The organism is Pragia fontium DSM 5563 = ATCC 49100 (genome assembly GCF_900112475.1).
GTDB lineage: Bacteria > Pseudomonadota > Gammaproteobacteria > Enterobacterales > Enterobacteriaceae > Pragia > Pragia fontium.
In genome coordinates this window covers 34,558-58,076 of the sequence record NZ_FOLW01000012.1, presented here as the reverse complement: position 1 = coordinate 58,076, position 23,519 = coordinate 34,558, and the positions used below count along the sequence as shown (strand labels likewise).

The 23,519-nt window shown below is 44.8% G+C and carries 10 protein-coding genes; 8 read left to right on the top strand and 2 right to left on the bottom strand.

The window, feature by feature from the left end; genetic code table 11:
- Positions 1-34 precede the first annotated feature (34 nt).
- The 3 genes from BMZ28_RS14770 to BMZ28_RS14765 all read left to right on the top strand — a co-directional run bounded on the left by BMZ28_RS14770 (position 35) and on the right by BMZ28_RS14765 (position 8,139).
- A complete protein-coding gene (locus BMZ28_RS14770; protein ID WP_074824345.1) occupies positions 35-3,208 on the top strand; it encodes an autotransporter outer membrane beta-barrel domain-containing protein in 3,174 nt (1,057 codons plus the stop codon).
- Between the two features lie 1,196 nt (positions 3,209-4,404).
- Positions 4,405-4,671: an IS1/IS1595 family N-terminal zinc-binding domain-containing protein gene (locus tag BMZ28_RS17745; RefSeq protein WP_428480396.1), complete on the top strand. Its 267-nt coding sequence runs from the start codon at positions 4,405-4,407 to the stop codon at positions 4,669-4,671.
- A 90-nt stretch (positions 4,672-4,761) separates the two neighbouring features.
- Positions 4,762-8,139: an autotransporter outer membrane beta-barrel domain-containing protein gene (locus tag BMZ28_RS14765; protein ID WP_074824342.1), complete on the top strand. Its 3,378-nt coding sequence runs from the start codon at positions 4,762-4,764 to the stop codon at positions 8,137-8,139.
- A 60-nt stretch (positions 8,140-8,199) separates the two neighbouring features.
- Here BMZ28_RS14765 and BMZ28_RS14760 read toward each other — a convergent pair whose 3' ends face one another.
- Positions 8,200-8,751 carry an RNA polymerase sigma factor gene (locus tag BMZ28_RS14760; protein WP_074824339.1) on the bottom strand — a complete coding sequence of 184 codons (552 nt, stop codon included), beginning with the start codon at positions 8,749-8,751 and terminating at the stop codon, positions 8,200-8,202.
- 3 nt (positions 8,752-8,754) lie between these two features.
- The gene (locus tag BMZ28_RS14755; protein ID WP_074824336.1) at positions 8,755-9,144 is read right to left on the bottom strand and encodes a hypothetical protein; all 390 of its coding nucleotides are present in this window, start codon (positions 9,142-9,144) and stop codon (positions 8,755-8,757) included.
- 576 nt (positions 9,145-9,720) lie between these two features.
- Between BMZ28_RS14755 and tehB the strand changes: the two genes are divergently transcribed.
- From tehB to BMZ28_RS14730, 5 genes are all read left to right on the top strand, one after another.
- Positions 9,721-10,587 carry an SAM-dependent methyltransferase TehB gene (tehB, locus tag BMZ28_RS14750; RefSeq protein ID WP_074824333.1) on the top strand — a complete coding sequence of 289 codons (867 nt, stop codon included), beginning with the start codon at positions 9,721-9,723 and terminating at the stop codon, positions 10,585-10,587.
- A gap of 181 nt (positions 10,588-10,768) precedes the next feature.
- Positions 10,769-11,119: a DUF4156 domain-containing protein gene (locus BMZ28_RS14745; RefSeq protein WP_074824329.1), complete on the top strand. Its 351-nt coding sequence runs from the start codon at positions 10,769-10,771 to the stop codon at positions 11,117-11,119.
- A gap of 748 nt (positions 11,120-11,867) precedes the next feature.
- On the top strand, positions 11,868-13,535 hold the full coding sequence (locus tag BMZ28_RS14740; protein ID WP_074824415.1) for a ShlB/FhaC/HecB family hemolysin secretion/activation protein: 1,668 nt from the start codon (positions 11,868-11,870) through the stop codon (positions 13,533-13,535).
- A 13-nt stretch (positions 13,536-13,548) separates the two neighbouring features.
- Entirely contained in the window at positions 13,549-22,914 is a 9,366-nt protein-coding gene (locus BMZ28_RS14735; protein ID WP_074824325.1) for a hemagglutinin repeat-containing protein, read from the top strand.
- Complete coding sequence (locus BMZ28_RS14730) at positions 22,911-23,435, top strand: hypothetical protein (protein ID WP_232036573.1); 525 nt, start codon at positions 22,911-22,913, stop codon at positions 23,433-23,435. Before BMZ28_RS14735 ends, BMZ28_RS14730 begins: the two co-directional genes overlap by 4 nt.
- The last annotated feature ends 84 nt before the right edge of the window (positions 23,436-23,519 follow it).

Sequence of the window (23,519 nt, the reverse complement as noted above, 5' to 3'; positions counted from 1 at the left end):
ATATTTAAATTTACGTAATTTCACGGAATGAAGTATGAATAATAAATCATCTGCAGCCGGATTTAAAAAACGCTACTTAATCAGTTTGATGAGTGCAGTGTTATTTTCAACGAGCTCTTCTTCCCTATTTGCTGCTCAACTTATTGCCGACTCGGTACATGGTTCTCAAATCGGTATTGATGGTGGAGAGTTTATTAATGCCGGCACCGGTTTGACGGATGCTGCGGTAATCGCTTCTGGAATTGGTTATGAGATTGATGCGAGTAATCTCAATATTAAAGTTCCTGATGCTTTAGCAACCGCCGCTGATGCTGGCGTCTATGTCGAACAAGGCGGAAAGATTACCTTAACTGATTCTGATATCAGCAACGCCAGAATTATTGCCGCCGATGAGGGAAGTAAGCTAATTCTGAATGGGGTAACGTTGTCTACGCCTGAGGCTGGCAATGCGATTACCGTCAGAGACAAAGCTGAAGTTGAATTCAATAATGTCACGATTAGTGGCGACCATTATCTTTCGCTACTTGCCTCTAATAATACTAAATTGACCATCGATAACCTGAATTCATCTGCTGGTATTTATCTGACCAGCGGGAGTTCAGGAACGCTTAAAAATAGCGATATTAAGGCAATATCAAATATCGGTGTTGCGGTAACGTTATCGGGTTCTGATTTACGTATTGATAACAGCAAGCTATTTGGCCGTGGTGGCGGTATGGTGATTACCAATCAAGGAAGCGCCAAATTTTATGGAGGTATCCTCAGAGCGGAAACGGGCGCATTATCAATCAATCAGAACAGCACTTTTGAAGGTGATAACGTAGAGATTATTTCCGATAGTCGTCGTGCGGTACAGATAACTCAGGGGAGTTCTCTGACCCTCAGTGGTAATTCAAAAATTAGCGGACTGGATGGTATCTATGCTGACAGTGCCAAACTGGATTTAAGCGATTTAGCCATTACCACAACGGGTTCTAACTTAGGGCATGGTATTTGGTTACAGAACCTTGATCGCAGTTGTATAACGGGCTGTGACACCATGCAGTTAAAGCGGTCAACGATTGATACGGTTGGCACATCGTCTAACGGTGTCTATCTGACTGTTGGGGCGAAAGCGGACATTGATAATACGGTGATTACTACCTTGGGCAACAGCTCAATGGGTGTATATGTTTCTGGCAGTAGTTCTAGCTATTCACCTTCATCCCTTAAATTAACCAATAGCCAGATTAATACTTCCGGGGAGAGTGCCCGTGGGGTTTATCTGCGTAATTATACTGACGCCGGGCAAGTGACGGGGACGTTGGATTCAGTCAAGATTACTACCGGGGGGCTTTACTCTGCAGCATTGGCATTGGCAGAGGGCGTTTCCGTGATGGGAAGTAATGTCACGCTTGAATCGAACGGTGAATACACCACTGCGCTGGAGGTGATCGCCGGTACGGCAGGTAAAAGCAACAGTCTGACCCTGAACGGCGGCAAGATTACCAGTAACAAGGGAGCAGCAATATCGACGGCAGGTTTTAGTACCATTAACCTGAGCCATATGGATATCAGCGGATTAACCGGGGTAATCGTGGCGGGGGCTTCAGCCAATACCGATATGACGATGAATCAGGTTAATGCAACCGGTGATATTACGGCGGCTCAAGGCAGTCAGGTAAATTTGCAGTTGAATAATGCTTCAGTGCTAAAGGGGAGTATCACCGGAACCAATTTGCTGATTGATAGCAGCAGTCAATGGCAAATTACCGATGACTCTGCGGTTAATCGTCTGGAAAATAGCGGTACAGTCAAGTTTGACCCACAGGGGATGCCAGGACGCGTTTTGACGGTTAATGGCGATTATGTCGGCAATAATGGTGTGTTAATTTTAAACACTGAGTTAAACGATGATAGCTCGGCAACCGATAAATTGCTGGTAACGGGTAATACCTCCGGCCAATCTTACCTGCAAATCAATAATGCAGGTGGCCTCGGCGGTGAAACGGTTAATGGTATTGAAGTGATTAACGTCGGCGGTCAGTCAAATGGCTCGTTTACTCTGAATAGCCGGGTTAGTTATGGCGGTTATGAATATTTCCTCTATCAGGGCGATTCTGCCGGTAACGGAGGTGATTGGTATCTGCGTTCTGAATATGTGACTACCCCTGTGCCACCCCCTGGCCCGGATCCAGATCCAGATCCGTTGCTACCGACACCACCACCGTTACCACAGACTAAACCGGTGATTGAACCTGAAGTGGGTGCTTACGTTGGTAATCAGGTGGTTGCAAATACGTTATTTAACTTACGGTTACATGACCGACTAGGTGAACCTCAGTTTACGGCACACGCACAGGGTGACCGTTCGCTGGCATCGTCTATGTGGCTACGGGTTGTCAGTTCACAGGAAAGAAATCGTGTGGCGGACAATCGTTTGAAGGTTCAAACTAACGCGACGCTGGTGCAGTTAGGGGGAGATATTGCCCAATGGAATCTGACAGGTCAGGATCGCTTGCATTTAGGCGTGATGGCGGGATATGGGAACGCTCATCTGACCTCCCGTTCAATGCAGAGCGAATATTCAGCGAAGAGTCAGATCGATGGTTATAACCTTGGAGCCTATGCAACCTGGTATGCAAATCAGGATTTGCAACAAAATGGTCTGTATGTTGACAGCTGGCTACAGCACAACTGGTTTGATAATGATGTGACTGGCGACCAGCGCTCAACGATTCACTATAAATCCAAAGGATTTAGCGCCTCGTTGGAAACTGGCTATACCCAAAAAATCATCGATTACGCCCATGGCTCATGGTTTGTTCAGCCGCAGGCTCAGGTGATCTGGTCGGGGGTTCATGCCGATAATGTTAACGATGGTCGCGGTAGCACGATTGATAGTGGTAATCAGGATTACTGGCAGACAAGGGTTGGTTTACGCACCTATCTACAAGGTAAATCGCCGGTTAATCAACAGCAGACATTCCAGCCGTTTATTGAGGTTAACTGGTTACACAATGGTAATGACTATGGAGTAGATTATCGTATTGCCTCCGGTACGCGTCATTACGAGAGTGATACCGCGAAAGACATCGGTGAAGCTAAGATTGGTATTGAAGGTAAACTTACCAATAGTTTTTCCGTATGGGGCAATGTTGCTCATCAGTTTGACGGACAAGACTATAGCTATACAGCAGGAACGCTGGGAGTGAAGTATCAGTTCTGATTGTTGGTAAATCGTCGGAAAAATGGGCTATTAAGGTGCCGTGATTTCTGCAATATCAGTGTGAATAAACCCTCCTTATACTTTGGTATGGGGAGGGTAAGGTAAATCACTATTGTTTCTAATATTTCCCGTCTCACAATGAGTCAGGAATGCCGTAGGGTTATTATCTCTGGCGTCAAAAAATGAAATCACTTCACTTCTCTCTTCATCTGATTAGAACCGAAAATACTTTTTTATTCCGAAGGGCCTGATTGAATCGGTATTCGTTGGTATACGGTATCGTAGGTTTGTCAGTGCTAACTTTCTAAGAATGACTCAATATGAATATTCGGCCTTATGTGCTTATTGGATAATGTCAAATTGGGAGTTATATGAAAATAGATACATTAATTAATGATGGAAATTATATTTATTAATACTATAACGATGGCTTTATTTTTTAATGGAATTACTGGAGGAGTATTCCATTGTTGAGCTTGGTTAGTCCATGTTATTTATAATTCTCAAGTGATTTATTTATATTATTTATGTTATGGAATTAACTATTGTATCTATTTTAATTTAAATTTTGTTAATTTATTATTAATGAAATTCGCTATCTTTTGTTTTTGTTTAAATACATTGATTGCTCATTGTTTTTATTGAAATAAAAGCATGTGTAATTAATATTATTTATAATATTCCTGATAATAATAATTTATTCTTACTGTATGTTTTTAGTGAATTGCATCATTAGTTTATGTGTAATTCCTTATAAGTGAATCAAATATAACAAATTGAAATTAAAGGGTATTTTATATTCAGGTAAGTCGTGCTATTAATATTCAATTGAATTGCTCGATCGTTACATTAATATTGATAGCTGTATGCTATCAGCGTGGTGTTATCGATCGTTTAAATCTATTTGATGTTGTTGGAAGCCATGAATTACTATTGATTTTAGATAGAATTTTATTATTAGAATTAATTAACTCGTTCATTCAATTTCAATATATTTAAGCTGTGTTTCTTGATGTTATTTTTTGTATTAATGATTTTCATCCTGCTATTTGGGTTGAGGTTTTCAACTTAAGCTTAATTTATATTGTCTTAGTGCAAAATATTTTCTCTGTTAAAGTGTTTTTAATATTCGCATACGGATGCTTTGCGTTAATTAATAACATCTCTTTATTATTTAACGTACCGATGGATTTATCATGAACAACTCTTTTCCAATATGTCACCATTGTAATCATGCAACTCAGGTAAAAAAGCACGGGAAAAGCCGTACCGGATTTCAGCGTTATTATTGTTTGGTATGTCGAAAAACATTTCAGACCAGATATGTCTATAAAGGTAATGAAGACAAGATCGAAAAGCAGATCGAGCGTTTATCAACTCAAGGACATCTTCCGCAAGCGATAAGTACCAGTCTGCAGGTTCGCTTATCTACAGTTCTTCACTACATGAAGCCCAAAAATTAATAAAATAACCTTACTTCGATACTGGTCTTTTATAACTTAATAAGTGAAAATGATTATTGTTTATATTAATTTGGTATAACGGAGTGTTCTATGCCAAGTCAAAGACAGATATTCAGTATGACAAAGAAACCGCTGGTTATTCTTATTGGTGCACTGTGCTGTAATTTTTATGCTCAGGCTGAATCCCGAGCTTTTTTTGGACAGGTGACTTGGCAGGGGGAGCCTAACGGAAGCTGGCACGAAGCGGCTAATTGGGACAAAGGATTACCGGTTAGTGACAGTGTGGTGATGCTTCAGGATGGCGCAAGCGTTAACTTGACCCAGCCGACTGGCGTTGTTAAACAGTTTTACAGTAATGATGCGACGTTGAATATTCTCTTCGGCGGTGAGCTATTGGTCGATAAACTCGTGACCTTCGGCTATGAAGCGAATACTAAAACCACGGTTTTAGTGAGTGGTATTGGCTCCTCCATTCGCTCTAATGGTACCGACGGAAATACTTGGACTTTCGGTAAGAACGGTGAGGCCGTTATTCGCCTCGAAAAGGGTGGACAACTGCTGCATAAGGGAGCGAATCCTAATACTATTCATCTGGGCGATGTTGTTGGCGGCGGCAGTGGCACGATTATTGCCACAGGTGCAGAACGGGATGTTAACGGTAATAAGATTGCTGCCATTGATACTGATGCACTAATGCGGGTAGGACAATCGGGTAAAGGATCGTTACAGATTCTGGATGGTGCGCTGGCTAATATCAACACGCTGCATCTTGCTCACTATAATGGCAGTGAAGGTCATGTTTTGGTATCAGGTCAAGGTAGTACTCTGAATACCGTCAACGAACTGAAGGTCGGCTTTGAAGGTCTGGGTACCCTCACCATTGAAAAAGGTGGTGTGGTGAATACCGGTGGGCTTGGCACGATTGCTAATACTTATGGCCGTCCCAATACGGCTAATTCCTGGGCTTTGGTGACCGGTGAAGGCTCAGCCTGGAATGTGAATAAGGGATTTTTTCTTCATTACGGCTCCAGTGAGGGGACCAAGCACCGTTTAGATATTCGCGATGGTGGTGCGGTAAATGTCACGGGTTATTTCATTATTAATAATTTTGAAGAAGACAGTGAAGGTATTCTGACCATTGCGGATAAAGGTTCCATACTGAATGTGACTGGTGATGCCAATACGGGTATTGGTCTATCGATTGGTCATGGTAATAAAGGTCTTATGAGCATCACCAACGAAGGTGTGGTGCACTCTTCCGGTGCCTTTGTCGGCACGAATCCGACAGGCATTGGTGAGGTCGTGGTATCCGATGCCGGTTCCCGTTGGATAAACGACAACGAACTTTGGCTGGCTCGCAAGGGTATGGCAAAAATGACTGTTGCTAATCAAGGCGCAGTGGAGTCCGGCTCATCCTCGATTGGCGTATTTGCCGGGGCTAAAGGCGATGTTTTGCTCAAGGATGAAGGTACTCGCTGGAATAACTTAGGCAATATGATTATTGGTGATGCTGGTATTGGTACGTTGACGTTAATCCAAGGAGCAAACCTGACTGTGGGCGGTGTGTTAAGTATTGGCGCGCAGGCGGGAGGAACAGGAACGTTGAATATTGGATCGGCCTTGGATAAAGCGGCTACGGTAGCAGGTATATTGAATGTCTCTGACATCAAGCTGGGGGATACCTCGACCACGAGAATGAACACCGGCGGCGATGGGACTATCGTATTTAATCATACCCACTTTGATGCTACCAACGGTGGTTATCGTTTCAATGCCAATACCTCGGGCTATGGTAACGTGCTGGTACACAGTGGTACTACGTTGTTTAACGGCCAGAATACTTATGGTGGTATGACCGAAATCCATCGTTTGGCGGTAGCCCGCGCGGGGGCAAAAAATGCCTTTAGTGCCAACTCTGATTACCAAATAGACAACGGTGCATGGCTGGACATGGCCAGTTATCAACAGACGTTAGGGAATACCACCAACGCAGGCCTGATTACTTTCCATACCAATACTATCGGTAAAGGTGAGGCGCATAATCTGCTGAGGGTACAGGGAAACTATCACGGGGATAACGGAACCATCGTTTATAACACGGTGTTGGCTTATGACGATGCGGCGACCGATCGCTTAGTGGTGACGGGGAATACCTCGGGAACCACCAATGTCAGAGTGATCAATGCGGGAGGAACCGGCGCAAGAACGCTGGATGGTATTCAGATAGTCGAAGTTCAGGGCCTGTCTGATGGCACCTTCGTTAAAGCGGCTAACCACCGTATTGTCGCTGGTGCTTATGAATACGATCTCGCGCGAGGAACCGATGCTAATCCAAACAATCTCAGCAAAAATTGGTATTTAACCTCGACCTGCGTTAATGGTGCTGGTGACTGTGAAGAGCAAGAGGAAATCACGCCACCCAATACCGGCGATAATGGTGATAGCGGTAATAGTGGCGATAAGGGTAATAGTAGTGGCAATGGGAAAAATCATATCTATCGTCCTGAAGCCGGGGCTTACGGGGATAATATCGCCACCGCGAATATGGCGTTTGTGCACACATTACATGACCGTTTGGGCGAGCCGCAGTATACCGATGCCGTACAGGGCGAGATCGATCGGCCAACCAGCATGTGGTTAAGGACGATTGGCGGACATACCCGTTCTCGCAACAGTGGCCAGTTAAAAACACAGACCAACCGTTTTATTATTCACGGTGGGGGTGATATGGCGAGCTGGAGTAATAATGGTGAAGATCGTACTCATCTGGGGCTGATGTTTGGATATGTTCACGCCAGCAGCAATACCGACTCCAATATTACCGGATACTCGGCGCGGGGGGAAACCGACGGTTATAACGCCGGTATTTATGGTACCTGGTATGACAATGACGCAGAGAAAACCGGCTTATATGTAGATAGCTGGGCACAGTACAATTGGTTTACGCATAGGGTAAACGGCGAGTATCTCAACAGTGAAAAGTATAAATCACGGGGTGTCGTGTTATCGCTGGAGTCGGGTTATACCTTCCTGGTGAATGAAAATAAACAGCGTGAAGAGAAAACGTTTTTACAGCCGCAAGCACAGATAGTGTGGATGAATGTGAAATCTAAAAATCACCGAGAAGTGAACGGAACTCGAGTGTCCAGCTTTGGCGATGGAAATATCATGACGCGTTTGGGTAGCCGTTTGTACTGGCAGGGCCATCATGAAATCGATCATGGCAAAGACCGCATATTCCAACCGTTTATTGAAGCGAACTGGTTACACAATACGAAAAACTTTGGTGCAACCATGGATAAGGTGCGGGTTGAGCAGAAAGGTTCGCGTAATCTGGGTGAGTTGAAATTGGGTGTGGAAGGGCAAATTAACAAGCAGGTTAATCTCTGGGGTAACGTCTCTGAGCAGCTTGGTAAGAATGGCTACAGCAATACCACCGCAATCGTTGGTGTTAAGTACATGTTCTAAAAAACGACAGATAACCCAGAAACGGCCGAAAATATTTTGGACCGTTTCTGGGGAGTCATATTATTGTTGTAGCATATCTTGATAAACATCGGCCAGATAAGTGCGTAGAAACATCACGGCATAGCGTTTACGCGCCATCAGCGTATTAATATTACACCCTGTCTGCTCGGCTAATTCGCTAAATGATAAGCCATGAAGCTCCGTCATTTCAAAAGCCTGTCGCTGTTCTTCCGGTAACAGAGCAAGCGCCTGTTCCAGTTCGCCCCAGAATATGTTCTGTAAATACTCGCTTTCCGGGCTGCTATTATCGATCGCCAATAGCGAGATAAGATCGTTGATATCATCGTCGTCATCGCTATCCGCCAGATAATCATCAAGTAAGATTTCTTTCTTTTTACGCCCTTCATCAATGATTTGATGGCGGGCGGTTTTATATAGCCAACCGGTAAGGTGCTCAATTGGTGAAAGCAGGCTATCGGCTTTCGCTAACTGATAAAAAACTGTTTGCACAATGTCTTCAGCTTCATCTGCTGTCATCACGCGTTTACGGATAAAAGCTCGCAGCTGTCGGTAGTATTTACTTAACGTGTCAGCACTACGGGCGCTATTCATCGTTTATTTGTCATCATGCGGAGTATCTGGGCATTCACACTCTGGTTTTTTTTCAGTATGGCGTCGGTGATGACGACCATGATGGTGCTCAGAACAGCGACCATGGCGGAGTGAATCAAAACGGTGACGATATTGCTCACGTTCTTCATCACTCATGTTGTGCCATTTTTCAAATAGGGCTCTTCTGTCAAATCCTCTGCGGCCAAAGCGCGGTAGAAGGTGACCAAATAACAGGCGGCTTAAAATAAGTAGACCGGCAGCCTGTAGAAAACTGATGGTAGGCAGATTAAAGATTGCCGGCAAGAGCGCATTCCAGAGCTGCTGAGTTATAAAGCTAAGGGCAAACAGCGCGACGATGACGATGCAAATAAATCTTATGGTAGCGTTTTTCATTGGGAACTCATCTTTGTTAGTTGAACATACTTATGTAGACGAATGAGGAAACAAAATCGTGTTATTTAAATTAATTATTTTTTTAGTTCGTCAAATAATGTGATGGTAACCCCTTTAATTCAGCTCGTTAGATGATGTAAAACAGAATTGATAAGTGAGCACATACTTACACAAATGAATTATGAGGATAAGTCTCTTTTTGTCGGTGAATGGAACAATATTGCATAGGGGAAGTTGACGCCGTATAAGCCGTTTCGGCATCAGTTAATATCCTGATTTTTAGCGCTAATATGCTACGTTATTTAGGGGGAAATTCCGTTTGTTGGTGAGATTTATCTCTTTTAGTTGACTCGTTTCAGCTAATGTCAATTGACTGATTTATCTTATTTTTAATCTAGCTGTGATCGGTGTTTGATTAATGAATAGTGGAATGATTTATTGTGCAACTATTATATATTGGTTCGGCATGTTTTAACCTCCGTATTTCATGTTGAACAGTAGAATTGTGAATACGCTGATTGTTATCCACCTGGCCATGGTTTTTTCGTAGATTCAATTTGAAGTAAGAGATCTAATATGGAAAATCTTATTTGCTATAAACAGATGCCACTTTGGAAAGCGGTAACGTTACCTAAAATGTTTCAGGAGCAGCATAATACACAGGTCGGAACCTGGGCTAAGCTCACGATTTTTAAAGGGAATCTGAATATTGCATTACTGGAAGAAAATGGTGAGGTTATTCAGCGCGATCGGTTTTCAGCCGTATGTCAGCCCCCGTTTCTTAAGCCACAGGAGTGGCATAAGATCGCTTCCTGTTCATCTGATTTAGAGTGCCAATTATCATTTTATTGTCTGCCGGAAGACTATACCCAGAAGAAATATGGCATGACTAAAACCCATTCGGAAGTGATAAATGCGGTGCGCTATATTAAGCCATGTAAAGCATTAGACTTTGGCTGCGGCTCCGGGCGTAATGCCCTTTATTTGAATAAATTGGGCTTTGACGTTACGGCCTGCGATAAAAATACTCAAAATATCAGCGCGCTTCAGGACTTGATTCAATCAGAGTCGTTAAGCCATCTTTCCGCTCAAGTATTTAATATCAATCAACAGTCGATTGAAGAGAGCTACGATTTTATTCTTTCCACCGTGGTGTTTATGTTTCTGGATAAAGAACGGGTTCCGGGCATTATCCGTAATATGCAGGATAAGACTAACAACGGTGGCTATAACTTGATTGTTTCCGCCATGTCGACGCCGGATTTTCCCTGTAGCGTGCCGTTCTCTTTCCTGTTTAATCACGATGAACTGAAGCACTATTATCAAGATTGGGAAATCATCAAATATAACCAGGATGTAGGTGAGCTGCATAAAACCGATGCTGAAGGAAAACGCATTAAGCTGCGTTTTGCCACCATGCTGGCTAAGAAAGTGAGTGAATAACTCAACGCGTGAACCCGCTTTATTTGGTATTGCGGGCGCGGATAAAAATAATGGAGTAAGCTGATGCTATTGTTAGTTAATAGCGAATCATAATGTTGATTAACGGTAGCAGTGAATACCTAAAGCTTTTTTCAGATTTTTGTTAACGTGAGTGGAATTCTCAATATGATGTGGGGGAAACATGCAGAATAAATTGTTCTTAGGCCTTGCGGCTGCAACGTTACTGCTGGCAGGGTGTTCCAGTTCAAATCCATTAAGCGGTGCCGGTCAGCAGGTTAGATTGGTTGATGATAAGCCCGGTGCCGAGTGTCAGTTACTGGGTTCAGCAGAGGGAAGCCAGAGTAACTGGTTATCCGGTGCTAACAGTGAATATGATTCAGTGAGCAGTGCGACTAACGAGCTACGCAACAAAGCGGCAGCCATGGGTGGCAATGTACTCTACGGTGTCTCTGGCCAAGGCCCGAGCTTTTTGTCGGATTTTGTGCCGTTAGACAGTAAAGTCAGCGGTCAGGTATATCGCTGCCCGAACTGATAACGATTAATGAGATTGGGTATTCTGTTAGTGTGGCGAGATAAACCGGCCATACTGGCAGAACGACCTGATGCTGTGTCTTCTGTTATAAAACCATTTCTCTATAGTCAACCACGGCCACCATTAGTCTTAATCGTTTTTGCTGATGGCCGATAATTCGCGTCAGTTGTTATGTGCTTAATCTTCCCTTCAAAGAGATCAGAATCATTGCCGATCGTGAAAAGCCTCTAACGTCTCCAGATATTTCCCTGCTAATAATGGGGAAATAAGCATGGTTGATTCTTATTAAATGACTGAAAATTATTTATAACGATATTCTGTATTTATATTTATACGCAGCAATTAATGTTGCTTAATAAGCGTTTCTATCTTCTGATAATATTGCCAATTAGTTTGTTTTAAAAATATAATTTCAGTGGATTGTTTACTGTCCCTACCTGTTGTTTCTTTTTATTTTTCTTTATTTTTAATTTTATATTAATAACTTAAATTCAATATACCCTCTTTGGGGTATTAGGAAAATTATTGATTTAAACAGGTATTTTTACTAGGTTATAAATGTCATAAAATACCTCTATACTTTCAGAATAATGCTTATTAATTTTAAATTTTTATTTTAAATTTTTCTATTAAACCTTGATGAATTGAATGGTTTCGTTTTATTAATACCTATGGATTGGTAATGAAAAAAATATTGTGTGGAAAATCAGTCGATTTTAATATCGGTTTTTGTGGTTTATTAGAGACCATGAAAAGAACGCTGCCTTTTGTTGCAGTGGTTTGTTTATTGGCCTATTCGGCGCATTTATCTTGCGCTCCGCTTAATCCTGCTGAACGGGAAGATAATCAACAGCAGCAACGGGATATTTTGTTGCAAAACCAACAGCAGCGAGAGGATTTGGAGCGAAATATACGCATTCGCCAACAGGCTCAATCCTCTTCTCAGAAGGTTCAGGGACCCTGTTTTACACTTTCTCAGATTAATATTGAACGGGCTTCATTATTATCAGAAAGCGCAAAGCAGAAGCTAATACAACCCTATCTCAACCAATGTAGCGGCATTAATCAAATTTCACAGTTAGTTGAAAAGGTCTCCGATTGGTATATCAGTCGAGGATATATCACCAGCCGGGCTTTTTTAACCGAACAGGATCTCTCGTCAGGCACGCTGAATATTGTGGTGTTAGAAGGCAAGCTCGAGGCGATTTACCTTGAAGGGAAAGTGACGTCTGAAATTAAAATGGCTTTTCCGCATTTAACCGGCGGTATTTTAAATCTGCGCGATATTGAACAAGGGATGGAGCAGATTAATCGGGTGCGTAACGTACCGGTACAAATTGAAATTTTACCCGGTAGTGAGCAGGGGCTTTCTATTGTTAATCTGACAGCGACGCCGGAATTTCCACTGTTGCTAAACGTAGGATTTGACAATAGTGGGCAAAAAAGCACCGGTACCGGGCAGGTAAATGCCTCTATCACCGGTAATAATTTAGTGGGGTTGGCGGATAAATGGTTTGTTGCCGGTGCGAAAAGTAGCGACTTATCCAACAGCCACGATGCCCAAAGTATACAAACAGGTATCAGCATTCCCTATGGTTATGGTCTGCTGGATTATAACTACTCATATAGCGATTACCTGAGCAGTATTGAAAACCGCGGTTTTTACTGGCGTTCTCGCGGTAACACTCAAACCCACCGTTTAAATAGTTCATGGGTGTTATATCGGGACAGTGATATTAAGTCAGGGCTTTCTCTGGGTATTACCCATCGTATTAGTCGAAATTATTTAAATGATATTTTGCTACAAAGTAGCAGTCGCAAACTTTCTAGCGTGAGCGTTGGTGTGAACCATAGTCAGAAAGTATGGGGAGGGTTTGCAACATTGAATCCGACCTATAGCCATGGTGTGCCGTGGTTAGGGGCTGAAGACGATCGCGGTAAAGTATTTGGTGCGCCGAAGGCGGGGTTTTCTAAGTGGAACGTGTCGGGTAGTTACTATTTCCCGCTGTCGGAGAAAGTCACTTGGTTGAGTAGTCTGTACGGGCAGTGGACGTCGGATCGGCTGTATGGCTCTGAACGCCTGACTATCGGTGGTGAGAGTTCTGTCAGAGGGTTTAAAGAACAGTATCTGGCGGGCGACAGCGGTGGTTATTTGCGTAATGAAATTAGCTGGAATCTGACCACTCTGCCTGTGCTGGGCAATATTAATACCATCGCTGCCGTCGACGGCGGTTATCTACATCACGACAGTCTGGATCCTTACGCCTCAGGTACGCTCTGGGGAAGTGCTATCGGGCTCACGACTAACAATAATCATTACTACAGCAGCTTTACGGTGGGAAAACCATTGAGTTCTCCTGACTGGCTTAAGTCTGATTCACTATCAATGTATTACCGCATCGGATTGATATTCTAAGGGATTAATCATCATGAACAATAATATGACATCGTTGCCGGTTAATACTTCCAGACGTTTACTCAGCTACCTGATCAGTGGGCTACTTGCGGTACAACCGGTACTGCCTGCTGTTGCTGCCGGTGTCAGTGTGGCGGGCGGGAATACGACAACTGAGCAGGCCGCTAACGGTGTACCGGTGGTGAATATCGCTACGCCAAATCAACAGGGCATTTCCCACAACCAATATCATGAGTTTAACGTGGGCAAAGAGGGGCTGATACTGAATAACGCGACCGGTGCGCTTAATCAGACTCAGCTCGGCGGCATCATCCAGAACAACCCTAACCTAAAAGCCGGACGGGAAGCACAGGCGATTATCAATGAAGTGGTAGGAGCAAATCGCTCACAGCTTCAGGGCTATACCGAAGTGGCGGGTAAACAAGCCAACGTTATGGTGGCCAACCCTTATGGGATTACCTGCGATGGTTGCGGCTTTATTAATACACCCAACGTCACGTTAACCACTGGTAAACCGGTGATGGATGCTCAGGGGAATCTTGAAGCGCTATCCGTTACTCAGGGCTCGATTACTATCAATGGTCAGGGGCTGGATGCCAGCCAAAGTAGCTCGGTGGCGATTATTTCCCGTGCCACTGAGATTAATGCCGGATTGCACGCTCAGGATTTGACCGTGATTGCCGGAAGTAATCGGGTTGGGAATGATGGTTCAGTGACGCCGATTGCCGGAACCGACAGCACGCCAAGAATTGCTGTAGATACCGGTTCATTGGGCGGCATGTATGCCAATCGTATTCATCTGGTTTCCAGCGATAAAGGCGTGGGGGTTAACCTCGGCAATCTGAATGCTCGGCAGGGTGATGTTCAGTTGGATGTTAACGGTAAGCTGACGCTGAGTAGCACATTAGCTCAGGGAGCGATAACCGCCAGTGCTGATGAATTAGCTTTAACCGGTAACCATAAGGCGAGCGGTGATATCCGTTTAAGCAGTAAAGGCCAGACCAAAGTCAAAAATAGCGTTATCTCATCCGGTAAACATGTGGCACTGAATAGCCAGGGGCAATTAACGCTCAGTGATAGCGTAGTTGCCGCCGGGGTTGATGCTCAGAGCATTGTGGGCAAGAGTGGCACCCTGCAATTAGAGGCGGATAGCCAGCAGTGGAGTAACAGCCAGTTATCTGCGGCACAGGTGACGGCAAAAAGCCGTCAGGTGCTACAGCAGGATAGCGCTTCGCGCCTGATGGGAACCACCGGCGTTAGCCTGACAGGTTCCCAACTGTTGCTCGATGGTCAGGTTAGTGCCGGACAGGATATGGCATTGGATGCGAATAATATTCAAGTTGGTGCAAAGTCCAACGTTTCTGCTCAGCAGAGCTTGAATATCCGGGCCAATGAGAGGCTCAATAATCTGGGTGAAATAAATTCAGGTTACCTCACCACGATATCAGCAGGGAAACTTGATAATCAGGGACTCATTGCCACTAATGGTAATAACGTTATTACCGCTAGCGGAGTGAATAATCAGGGCCGTATTCAGTCGCTAGGTACGCAGTCTATAACGGCTGAAACGGTGGATAATAGCGGAGCGTTATTATCCGGTGGCTTATTCACCTTAACTGGCAACGGAGTTTCACTTTCCGGCAGTATCGGTTCTCAGCAGACGCTGACATTAACCGCTAATGACTGGCTGAAGGTTGAGCAAAGCGGTTCTGTACTTAGTGATGGCAGCCTGAGTCTACAGGTTGGTCGTGCGGATATTGCCGGTTTGCTACATGCACAACAGGCTATGTCACTTAATGCTCAGGCGCTGAATACTGTACAAGGCAGTCGTTTACTCAGTGATAAACATATTGGGCTGATGGCATCGAGTATGACGCTGGGTGGTTTAGTCTCGTCTAATGGCTCACTGTCGATTGATTCCCCATTATTTACCACGTTAGCCAGTGCTCAGATCCAGGCTTACGCAGGTTTGTCCCTTAACGCCAGTGAAAACGCACAGCTACAGGGCGTATTGACGGCGGGTGATAGCCTGACCTTGACGGGTACGGCTATCAATCAACAAGGCATACTGAAGTCTGACGGCACGCTGTCATTAACCGGTACTGAGATTAACCAACAGGGCACACTGCAAGGTCAGACGGTCAAGATTAACGGACAAGGGCTAACCAATAGCGGCACGGTATTAGCCCTCGACCAGCTTTCGGTTAATGCCAAGCAGGTTAACAACCAGAGCAGCGGCAAGCTGTTTAGCGCCGGTAGTCTGGACTTAACCAGTGATTCTCTCAGCCATTCAGGGCAAATGTTGGCGCTATCTGACTTGGTTATTCACTTGCAGCAGAATTTTGTGCAAGGCGGCACGATTGCGGCAGGTAATGCGCTAGCGCTGAGTAGTGCTGGCACCATCAGCCAAGCCGGTACGCTGCAAGGTAAAGAGGTTAGCGTTACCAGTGGTGGGTTGTTTACCAATCAGGGCAAGATAACGGCAGGAGAAGGCACCTTAAGCGTGAATGCTGCGGATATTCGCCTGACTGCCAACAGCCATTTACAGTCCGCAGGTGATATTCAGCTCACCAGCGGCGATTCAATTACCCATGATGGTTTTACCGGTGCGGGTGGTGATTTGCAGCTCAGCGCGGCTAATGCCATTACCAATAGCGCACTGCTATATGCCGCGGGTGATATGCGGTTGTTCGCCAACAGTATCAGTAATATTAAAGGCGATATTCTGGCGGGTAAGAGTTTGTGGATGCAGAAGGATGCTGCGGGTCATGCCAACAGTTTAGTGCTTAATAGTTCGGGTACTATTGAGACAATTAATGGCGATATTACGATAAATACGGCTAGATTATTGAATGAACAGAATGGATTATCGATAGTTCAATCAGATCGCGATTTAACTAAGGAATATAAATGGTTAAGTGCTTCAGAAGCTAATATTCCGTTGCGTGATTTAGATAAAAATGAGGTGGGAGTATACCGATACCATTTTGATCCAGGTTCGAATGGGAATGGTGGGTTTAATGATAGATATTTTTATTACATGGCGCCGTTACTCGGCTCTGAAACAAAAGAATTACCCGTTTTTATTTCAACTGTGGGAGTAACGAGTAATGGAAAATCTGCCAGAATAGCTTCTGGACGTGATTTATTTATCTCAACAGGTTTATTGGATAACCACGCCAGCAATATTCTGGCTAATCGAGATATTTTCTTATCTGGTAACATACTTAATAACCAATCTTGGTTCAGTGGTACGGAAACTCAGTATCAAAGCTATACCCATTCCCGTGGCTATTCTTTTTATGAGTGGGAGTGGCTGCCAGACGCAGCGTCAATTGACATGAATGGCTCGGTTTACTATTACGACAAAGAGCGTGAGGAGCAAATTTTTTTCGATAATAGCTCAGTGTCATACACTGCCACCGGCGAGCGCCGCTTTGAACGCAGCGGTGACTCCGAACTCTATCGCTCAACCATTCAAGCAGGCGGTACTCTACAAGCCAGTTTTAATAACGATATCAGCAATACCACCGCAGTTGCCAATGCAGGCAATATCAACCATACGCTGAATGCGCCTACGCTAAGCGGACAAAATAATATTGCACTACCTGATGGTTTAAATGGTCTGTTTGTGCAAAATTCTGATCCGGATAGTCCTTATTTAATTACCACCAATCCGAAACTGGATGGTTTAGGTGGACTGAATAATGGCCTGTTTAACGATCTCTATGCGCTGTTAGGCCGTCAGCCGGGGTCTGCACCGCGTGAAACGGATAGTCGTTTTACCGATAAAAATAAATTTCTGGGATCGGCCTATTTTCTTGATCGTTTAGGCTTAAACCCTGACCTCAATTATCGTTTCCTTGGCGATGCGGCGTTTGATACTCGCTATATTAGCGATGCGTTAATTAAACAAACCGGTAACCGTTATATCAATGGCGTTGGTTCTGATTTAGCTCAGATGCAATACCTGATTGATAATGCAGCGGATGCTCAGGCTGGCCTGAATCTGACATTTGGCATTGGCCTGACTCCGCAGCAGGTGGCTCAGCTAAATAAAAGTATCGTTTGGTGGGAACCGGTTACGGTGAACGGACAGACGGTATTAGCCCCTAAACTGTATCTGGCGAAAAACGATGTCACATCCCTTGATGGCAGCGTGATTAAAGGTAGCCATGTCGAGCTGGACGGTGGACGACTTGTTAACCGTAACAGCAGCATTTTGGCGGATAACTCGCTGCTTATTGATAGCCAAAGCACCATCGATAACGTTAACGCCGGGCAAATAAAAGCGGGTGGTGCGTTATCTATGATGGCTATGGGCGATATTAACAATATAGGCTCAACCATCCGTGGACAGCAGGTTGAGATAGAAAGTGTTGATGGTAATATCGTTAATCGAACGGAAACCCAGCAGTGGGGAGCCTCAGGCAATACCTATAGTGGAAGAGGGTTATTATATAACCAACAAACTATTGGTTTTTCAAAGACTGAAGTCGGTAATATTGCCTCCATCCAGTCTGAGGGGGCATTGAATTTAACCGCTGGTAAAGACATAACCATTCATGCAGCAGAAGTCACCTCTGATAAGGGGAACTTAACGCTATCCGCAGGGAATGATGTCAATATTGAAGTGGCTCGGCAAAGCCAGTCTATTCAGAAAGGTAAGAATAAAACGCAAATCGAAGGTGCACTCAGTAGCACACTACAAAGCGGTGATAATCTTACCATCGCCGCAGGACGTGATATCAACGCGCAAGCGGCGGAAGTGGACGCGAAAGGTAATGCTTCACTTGTTGCCGGGCGAGATGTCAATCTGACGACCGCCCAAAGTCGGGTTTATCAGGAAACTCACGGTAAACGCAAACAGCAGATTGATGAGTCGGTTCGCCAGCAAGGTACGGAGATTAGCAGCGGCAAAAATACACAAATTGTTGCCGGGCGTGATATCAAGGCTCAGGCCGCTGAGGTTCAGGCGGAAGGCGATCTGAAGCTGTATGCAGGTCGTGATATTGATCTGAGCAGCGCCACGGAAAGCGATTATCGCTTCTTTAAAGAAACCAAAGTTAAAAAGAAAACCTTCTCCAAAAAGACAACCCGTATTGTTGAGCAAGACTATAGCACCCATGAAAAGGGATCGGTGCTGAGCGGCAATAATATCACCCTGTCTGCCGGTCATGATTTAACCGTACAGGGTTCATCGGTGGCTGGTGAAGGGAATGTTGCACTGGCGGCGGGGAATAACGTCAATATCGTTGCGGCTACTGAGGAACAGTCCACTTATCGTCTGAAAGAAGTGAAAAAGAGCGGCATGTTTAGCGGCGGTGGTTTAGGCGTCACGATTGGTTCCCAGTCGACTAAATCGACGTTTGACGGTGCGCAAGTTAATCAAAGTGATGCTCGCAGTATGGTCGGCACCTCCGGCGGTAACGTGGTTATTTCTGCCGGAAACACCGCCACCATCAGTGGCAGTGATATTGTTGCCGGGCGTGCCGTGGGTGATACCTCTCGTGCGACGGGGCATATTGATGTTACCGCGCAAGATATTGCCATTCTCCCCGGTAGGGATGTGGTGGATCAAAAAACTACTCACTCATCGAAAAGTAGCGGTATCGGTATTTCCATTTCGGACCCGCTAATTAATAGCGTGCGTAACTTCCGTGATATCGGCAAGTCCGACGATGGTGGGGTACAGAAAACCAAAAATGTATTAAATGAAGCGGCGGCCACGGGAGCGGATTGGTTTAACCCGACTCAGCTTCCGACAAGTTACGGACGTTCATCCAGCAAGAGTGAAACCACCACCCACGGAGAATATCAAAGCGGTAGCAACGTCAATGCGGCCGGCAATATTCAGCTTAATGCCACCGGCAATGACAGTCGTTTAGCTGACGGTAAGCTTACCCATGGTGATGTGGTGATTAGCGGCAGTCGGTTAGGTGCTGGTGAGTCAATTATCATTGATGCTAAGCGCGATGTGGTGATTGCCCCTTCAACCGATAGTCAGAACAGTACCAGTAAATCAAGCAGCAGTAGTTGGAGCGTGACGGATGCCACGCCGACCCTAGGGTCAGTGACCCGAGCTATGGGGGGCGGGCCAAATCACGGTTCCAGCGTATTACCTGTTGGTATGGATAAGTCGCAAAGTAAAGGTGATAAACAGGTTACTGCTCAAAATCCTTCCGTTCTGACCGGTCAGGATATTTATATCAATAGCAAAGAAGGCAGCATTGATGTTGCCGGCAGTGCGCTGACCTCCGTCAATGATTTGATGCTGACCGCCAAGCAAGGTGATATCCGGGTGAGTTCCGGTAGTAATACCGTGCGTCAACATGAAACCGGTAGCCGCACCACCGTTGGTGAATTAGGCGGTGATGGTTATAGCGGCACCGCAGGCTGGCGTAAAGAGAATCACTCCCGACTTGATGAGAGCACTCAACAAAGTACGGTTCGCAGTCAGCTGACCAGCGGTAGTGGCAATGTGACGCTACAGGCGGGCCAAGATGTGGTGCTTAATGGTGCTGACGTTAGCGCGGGTAAATCGATCAATCTGAGCGGTAAAAACGTGCTGATGGATGTCAGTGAAGACAGCTCACTGCATGAAAATCGTTCCAGCTCAACGCAGTATGGTGTTACCGCTTCCACATCAGGTTATGCGGTAGCCGCTGCTCAAGCGATTGAGAAGGCGGCCCAGTCAGCGGAGGATGGGCGCGATCCACGCTTGACCGCTATTTATGGCGCTCAAGCAGCGTTGAATATCGCTTCACAAACAATTCAGTCCAATATGAATCCGTCGGCGGTGAAGGTGACGGTTAGCGCCACGGCAGGAAGTTCTCAACAACAGCAGAAATATGAAAGCCAGCAGCAGCAGGGAAGTACCCTGAAAGCGAAGGAAACAGTCAATATTAATGCGACTGAGGATATTCGCGGTAAAGGCGTGGATATTCACGGGAAGAATGTGATTCTGAATGCCGGTCAGGATATCGCATTGATCGCCGCTCAGGACAAAGACAAGCTGGAAAGCAGTAACTCAGGAAATCAACAGAGTATCGGTGTGGGTGCCGGTTTTGGTGGTACTCAAAATGGCTTTACTATTGAGATCGGTGCCAGCCAGTACAAAGGCAAAGAAAATGGCAGCTCGCTAACTAATCATAATAGTCAGATTCAGGCGGATGAAACCTTAAGCGTCACCAGCGGCCGTGATACCACCCTTAAGGGGGCGGAGTTGTCCGGCGAGCGAGTGATCGCTAACGTTGGGCGCGATCTGACCATTAGCAGCCAGCAAGACAGCGCAAAATATGACAGTAAGCAGACCTCCAGCGGTGTCAATGTCAGTATTTGTGTACCGCCGATTTGTTGGGGGGCACCAGGTGCTCAGGGAAGTGCTAACTTCAGCGGTGAGAAAATCACCAATGATTATGATGCAGTGCGCGATCAGAGCGGTATTTTTGCTGGTTCCAGCGGTTTTGATATCAATGTGGGTAAACATACTCAGCTGGACGGTGCAGTTATTGCCTCTGAAGCCGATGCGGATAAAAACCGTATCAGTACTGGCACATTAGGTTGGAAGGATATTGAGAATCAATCGGAATGGGCGGGTAAGCAGTATGGCGCGAGCGTATCAGCCGGAACTCAGTATGATAAAAATAGCGATAGTTATACCGCCAATACGCCAGCGATGCCGACAACGTCAATGGGTAAAGTGTCGGATAAAAACAGCAGCACAACTAACAGTGCAATTGCTGCCGGGGATATTATTATCCGTGACCAAGATAACCAGCAGCAGGATATTGCTGGCCTGAGCCGTGATACGGACAATGCGCATCAGGCGTTGGATAATAACTTTGATAAGGACAAAATAAAGGACAAGCTGACTATCCAGAAAGAGGCGGTAGCGCTGGGTACTCAGGCCATGGATGCCTATAAGCAAAGTAAGCTGAATGAGGCTAAAGAGCAAATTCGGGCTGAAATGGCGGCTAACGGCGAGCTGAACGGTCTGTCAGAGAATGATATCAACGATAAGATTGCCGCCTCAAATAAGTATAAAGAGGTGGATAAACAGTACGGCGTTGGCAGTGAGTTTTGGACCCATGGTTCGGCGGCAACCGGATTACTGGCGGGCGTATTGGGCGGTAATGTCACCGGTGGTCTTGCCGCGGGCTCAGCGCCTTATATGGCGGCACTGGTAAAAGATGCGACCAAAGGTAATGACGCGGCGCGTATTGCGTTACATGCCATTGTTTCTGGCGCGTTGGCTTCAGCACAGGGTGTGAACCCGGGGGCAGCAGCGGTGGGTGGACTGGTTGCTGCCGCGAGTTCAGATGTGCTGGCGCAAGCGTTTTATGGAAAACCTGCCTCAGAGTTGGTTGGCGATGAGAAGACGCTGATTAGCAATCTGGTCACGATGTTGGGTTCAGCGGCAGGCGGTATGGCCGGTGGTGATGGACTGTCAATCGCCAGTGGAGGTAATGCGGCTCGGGTTGAGGTGGAGAATAATTCGCTGGCACAAGGCTGGGGTGGTTTTTTCACACCGGGTATGATGCATAACGGGCAGGAGCAAGTAACTATCGGTGCGACGATGGTTAAAAGTGGAGCTTCGCCGGATGAGATAAGCGACGCATTTTCACTATATGCTAAAGGCCAAATTCCAGAAGGACAGAATGCAGCGGAAGGATTGATTGTTGCATGGGGTAATTTCTTTGGGATGCCGCTGGAAGCGGTCATATCAAAAGGGGACATGACGTTAGAAAAAGCAGCGTCAATCGTAGCCAGCGGTGTGCCGACAAGTGAAGCAAAGGTGGCTCAGTATGTAGCGGCTAAGGCGATTTTAACACTTGTTGGAAAGGGAAAAAATGCAATAAAAGGCAATGATATTCTTCCTAATTACAAAGTTAATGATTTGTCTAAAATTGATGATAATGCTTTAAATGTTACTGAAATTCGAGGGAAATTAGGTATATATATAAAGGGTAATAAGGTTGATAATATCTCTATCGCAACAGGATCTATTGCAGTGAATGGCAAAACAGAGTATGTATTAGCGGTTAGTGGTAAATCTTGGAAAGGAAATGCGCCTACGTCTGTTAATATTAATGGTATTAATTATAAAGTGATCTTAGAAGACTCTCAAAGTATTCGTAATTATCCATCATCCACAACACAAACTAACTATAATCATGCGGAGCATAAATTATTTAGCTATATGAAAGATAATTACTCAGGGCAAAAAGTGGATGTGAAAATATCTGTTGAGAACACTTCTAAAATAAAACCTGGTATGTGTAATGGTTGTAATGGTTCAGGTGTTAAATTTGCTGAAGAAATGGGAGAAAACTTCAATATACAAATGTATCAGGGAACAACAGGAAAAAGACCATGATAAATCAAGAACTGATAAATTACCTGCATTCAGCTTATCCTGAATTATTAATTGATATTAATTATATAAAAGGCTATTCAGTGGATGAAATTAAGAAAATTGAACGCCTTTATGATATCAAGGTGAAAGGACAATTATATGATTTTTTACTGTGTATGGGGCGGTGTAGTGGTGGTTTTTTTGGGGATGACCCTTTGATGTTCTATAGGCAGAATAACGGCGTTCGCTCACATATTCTTTTTCAATATTCTTTTTGTGAAGATCTATGTTCATTGCAACAATGGGAATTAGTTAAACAGAAACCATTTATATTTTCATTTGAAAGTGAAACTCAGTACTTTTTTTTATTAACTGATTCAGATAACGTAGATCTGGTTTATCACTATGATGAAAATCAAGAAATGATAAAATCAACAAATAAGACTTTTTATGAATATTTGCGGCATTCAGTGAGTACTGATACTCGACATTATATAAAAAATATGGCTTTTGATTATTCTGGTGAATTAATTATTGTTTAATTACCGTAGCTCCTCTGTTCTCTGTGGGGGAGCTATTTTTTTCTAATCTCTAGACCTGCATTGCAAGTCTAATAATTAACTGGT

What these genes read in the sequence shown, in the direction of transcription:
- BMZ28_RS14770 (WP_074824345.1), top strand. Translation starts at nt 35, where the DNA reads ATGAATAATAAATCATCTGCAGCCGGATTTAAAAAACGCTACTTAATC.
- BMZ28_RS17745 (WP_428480396.1), top strand. Translation starts at nt 4,405, where the DNA reads ATGAACAACTCTTTTCCAATATGTCACCATTGTAATCATGCAACTCAG.
- BMZ28_RS14765 (WP_074824342.1), top strand. Translation starts at nt 4,762, where the DNA reads ATGCCAAGTCAAAGACAGATATTCAGTATGACAAAGAAACCGCTGGTT.
- BMZ28_RS14760 (WP_074824339.1), bottom strand. Translation starts at nt 8,751, where the DNA reads ATGAATAGCGCCCGTAGTGCTGACACGTTAAGTAAATACTACCGACAG.
- BMZ28_RS14755 (WP_074824336.1), bottom strand. Translation starts at nt 9,144, where the DNA reads ATGAAAAACGCTACCATAAGATTTATTTGCATCGTCATCGTCGCGCTG.
- tehB (WP_074824333.1), top strand. Translation starts at nt 9,721, where the DNA reads ATGGAAAATCTTATTTGCTATAAACAGATGCCACTTTGGAAAGCGGTA.
- BMZ28_RS14745 (WP_074824329.1), top strand. Translation starts at nt 10,769, where the DNA reads ATGCAGAATAAATTGTTCTTAGGCCTTGCGGCTGCAACGTTACTGCTG.
- BMZ28_RS14740 (WP_074824415.1), top strand. Translation starts at nt 11,868, where the DNA reads ATGAAAAGAACGCTGCCTTTTGTTGCAGTGGTTTGTTTATTGGCCTAT.
- BMZ28_RS14735 (WP_074824325.1), top strand. Translation starts at nt 13,549, where the DNA reads ATGAACAATAATATGACATCGTTGCCGGTTAATACTTCCAGACGTTTA.
- BMZ28_RS14730 (WP_232036573.1), top strand. Translation starts at nt 22,911, where the DNA reads ATGATAAATCAAGAACTGATAAATTACCTGCATTCAGCTTATCCTGAA.